This is a genomic window from Metasolibacillus meyeri, assembly GCF_003049505.1.
In the GTDB taxonomy this organism is placed as follows: Bacteria; Bacillota; Bacilli; order Bacillales_A; family Planococcaceae; genus Metasolibacillus; species Metasolibacillus meyeri.
Genome location: NZ_PYWN01000215.1, coordinates 1 through 3,225, shown reverse-complemented (window position 1 = coordinate 3,225; position 3,225 = coordinate 1). Strand labels below are relative to the sequence as shown.

The window sequence follows — 3,225 nt, the reverse complement described above, 5'->3', positions numbered from 1 at the left end:
AAAGCTTTTTAGAACCCCCCGCATAGCAGGGGGTTTTCATTTCCACAATAAAAAGTAGGGCATATCAGAAAAGGGAATACCTTTTCTGACAGCCCTACTACAAGCTTCATTTTACAGACCATCATAAAGTGCTTGAACTGGTTTTGTTAAAATACGATTTACTTCTTCAATGACGCGACTTAAGCCCATTTCAGCTTCAAGCATTGCAAGAATTTTTACGTTTTGTTGTGCTAGCTGTGCTGCCTTTTGTGCGTAGGCCAGTTCATCTTCCAATAGCTCCTCGCCAGCCATTTGCTTTTGTTGTAACTTTACTTGAATATCGCGGAAGCTTGTAAATAAATTTTTTGCTTCCTCATCTCCACGCACAGCTTCTACCGTTTCTTGTAGCAATTTGAACTCATTCGTGTTGCGAAATGTCGCTTCCAATCTGTTAATATCATCATAAATGTTAATCATCATATTTCCTACTCTCTTATTATTTTGTCATAAAGACAATAATTGCTTGCACAATACCGACAAGCCCACCGATAATACCACCTAACCATGTAATCATACGCAGTTCACGGCTAATTATGCCTAATACAAGCTCTTCAAGCTTTGCAATGGGGAATGAATCCACTTGCTCTCGCACAACTTCCGCTAAATTTAGACGCTTCAGCACATCTTCAATTTTACCCTCTGCCGCTAAAAAAGCTTTATCCATTACTTTTGGCAAGAGTTCGTCACATGCCCAAGCTTGTCCATTTGGCCAGTAATCGTTAATTGTTTTATCTAAACGTGCCTCAATTGCCAGCTGTTCCTTCGCATATGCTTGAATGCTCTGTTCAATCGTACCAAAATTTACATCTTTCATAAAGTCCATTGCTGGTCGTTGCTTAATTTTCTCCCATTCCGCTGAAAAAATGCGATATAAAAGAGAGCTTGTCCCAGGTGCCTGTAGAAAGCGAATGAGCTCACGTTGCACCTTTTCCACAAGCGACAAAGAATCACCCATAAACATTTGAATCATGCCGCCAAAAGAGCCTTTGGAGTTTAAGAAATCGTCCAATAAATTTTTAATTGTTTTGGCACCCTCTGGTGATTGGAAGTAAGCGACTCCCTTATCCAAAATTTGATCGACAGCATCGCCAATTTTTTTATCTAAAACAGGCTCTAAATCTTCTGGTAATAGCTGTTGAATCGTTTTGGTTGATAAGACATTTTTCACCGATGCAAACTGATTTGCAATCACTTCATCTACTTTTTGTTCAATCAAAGTAGGCGTATGCTGCAAATTAGCGAGCTTTAACCAGTCATGAATTGTCTTATCTGTGGTAAATATCGTTTCAGTAATTTTTTGCTTCGCAAAAGCCTGCACATTATCACGTATATCCTGTGATAAAAATTTCTTTTTAACCGTATCAGGCGTTAATAAATATTCCGATACCGTTTTTCCTAATTGAATCGCCAGTACATCGCGTCTTTTAGGAATAAGCCCCGGCGTTAACGGCAAGCGCCAGCGCATAAAATAAATCGGCTTATACGGACGGAATAGCATTTTAATCGCCATATAGTTTGTTGCAGCACCTACAATTGCTCCCACACCTGCTAGTAAAATTAATAGTCCAAATAAACTATCCATGATATCCTCTCGTTTCTATATCAATTACGCTCATATTGTATAACAGAAATGCCATTTCACAAAACAATCGCTATTGCATATTGTTTCACTTATTTAGTACGATGAAAGGAAAGGAGTGGTTTCATGATTCAACATTTTCACTTTAAGCCATTGTATGAAAACAAACAGCTACCCGGCTGGTTTATTAGTTTCTTCTATAAACAACAGCGCTACCAAGCAGAATATCATAAGGATGGCAGCATTCGATTTATTGATGTATCGCCCGCCGAGGAAGATTTAGCAGTTGTTGAGAAGATGGTACACGAGTTAATGTTATTCCATGTGTATGATTAGGGGGTGCCTGGCACGCAAACAATTCTGACAATTCACTACAATTTAAGGAGGCTGCCCCTAAAGCGGACAACCTCCTTATTTTACATTTCTCCAACTCTTGTTCGAGTAAAGATTAATTCAATAAATGCTGCGCTACCATAAAGCGATGTTGGTGGTGAAAAAATTTGCAGTAACTCCCAGCCTTCCATTGCATACCGATGAATTACCTCATGATAATCATCTACTTTTTGATAAAAGCCTGGTATCCCTTTTAAACCGATTTTTTCAAAAGCGTATTCCTTCATTTCTCTTCCTCCCCCACATACTCTATTAAATCCCCTGGTTGGCAATTAAGTGCTTTACAAATAGCATTTAATGTTGAAAAGCGAATTGCCTTTACCTTTCCCGTTTTTAAGTTCGATAAATTCACAATCGAAATATCCACTTTTTCTGCTAGTTCACTTAGTTGCATTTTGCGATCCGCTAATACGCGATCTAACCTAATAATTATCATTTATTCACTTCCTATAAGGTTGTATCAAATTCTTCCTGTAGGAACACACCATACTTGAATATCCTGCTAATAATCCATATCACGACTCCACCAAATAACAGACTCCAATGAATGCTGAAAAAATCATATGAAATAGCTTTTATCCATTCACTCTTCTCCATGAAATAAGATAAAGAAAAAATTTGATCAAACAAGTAAATTGTCATCGTTTGTGTGAACTTTATCGTCAAGCTCATTAAAATAAATCCATAAGCAATCCATTCAATATACTTACTGTTTTTCAATGTAAATACTTGATTACTTTTTAGCCCTTTTAGTATTGATTGTACACAATATGTAATCCATAATAACAGCACTATATAAAATATACATAGTAGAAGCAATGCGATGATTAGTGCTTTGTCAAATTGAAAGCTATTGAGAACTTGATCGCTTAACACAAGCTTAACGCCCCCTATATTTAATGTTGCCTGTATTTCCCCTTTTTCTAATAAAACAACCATTTTCTCACTTGGCATTATTCCTATGAAAGCAAGTAATAACAGGAGACCTCCTAAAACCACACTCGACACTGCCAAAACGATTTTCATCAATATATGAAATACGCTAATAAAGGTTTGAAACTTTTTTCTCTGTAAAATCGATTCCATATTCATTCCCCTTTCTTTATTTTTATTATAGCGGATTTTTATTTAAAACAATAATTTTTTAATGATAAACATTAAAAAATTATTGTTTTTCATTTCTTCAATGTCCTACTTTCAACAAAATAAAAAGG

The 3,225-nt window shown here is 36.4% G+C and carries 6 protein-coding genes; 1 reads left to right on the top strand and 5 read right to left on the bottom strand.

Annotation, left to right across the window (positions count from 1 at the left end):
- Positions 1-111: 111 nt before the first annotated feature.
- Together C9J34_RS20970 and C9J34_RS20965 are read right to left on the bottom strand one after the other, a co-directional pair.
- Positions 112-456 (bottom strand): YlbF family regulator, encoded by a 345-nt coding sequence (locus C9J34_RS20970; RefSeq protein WP_107842106.1) that lies wholly within the window; start codon positions 454-456, stop codon positions 112-114.
- A gap of 19 nt (positions 457-475) precedes the next feature.
- Positions 476-1,621, bottom strand: a complete 1,146-nt coding sequence (locus C9J34_RS20965; protein WP_107842105.1) for a DUF445 domain-containing protein — start codon at positions 1,619-1,621, stop codon at positions 476-478.
- Between the two features lie 123 nt (positions 1,622-1,744).
- Here C9J34_RS20965 and C9J34_RS20960 point away from each other — a divergent pair, with 123 nt between their 5' ends.
- A complete protein-coding gene (locus C9J34_RS20960) occupies positions 1,745-1,954 on the top strand; it encodes a YheE family protein (protein WP_107842104.1) in 210 nt (69 codons plus the stop codon).
- 80 nt (positions 1,955-2,034) lie between these two features.
- On the opposite strand, the gene C9J34_RS20955 is transcribed toward C9J34_RS20960, so the two are convergent.
- From C9J34_RS20955 to C9J34_RS20945, 3 genes are read right to left on the bottom strand one after another with little or no spacing between them, the layout of a single operon-like run.
- On the bottom strand, positions 2,035-2,238 hold the full coding sequence (locus C9J34_RS20955) for a DUF4177 domain-containing protein (RefSeq protein WP_107842103.1): 204 nt from the start codon (positions 2,236-2,238) through the stop codon (positions 2,035-2,037).
- Positions 2,235-2,447, bottom strand: a complete 213-nt coding sequence (locus C9J34_RS20950) for a helix-turn-helix domain-containing protein (protein ID WP_107842102.1) — start codon at positions 2,445-2,447, stop codon at positions 2,235-2,237. The genes C9J34_RS20955 and C9J34_RS20950 overlap by 4 nt, the downstream gene beginning before the upstream one ends.
- Before the next feature lie 11 nt (positions 2,448-2,458).
- On the bottom strand, positions 2,459-3,097 hold the full coding sequence (locus C9J34_RS20945; RefSeq protein WP_193769130.1) for a DUF2975 domain-containing protein: 639 nt from the start codon (positions 3,095-3,097) through the stop codon (positions 2,459-2,461).
- Positions 3,098-3,225 lie beyond the last annotated feature (128 nt).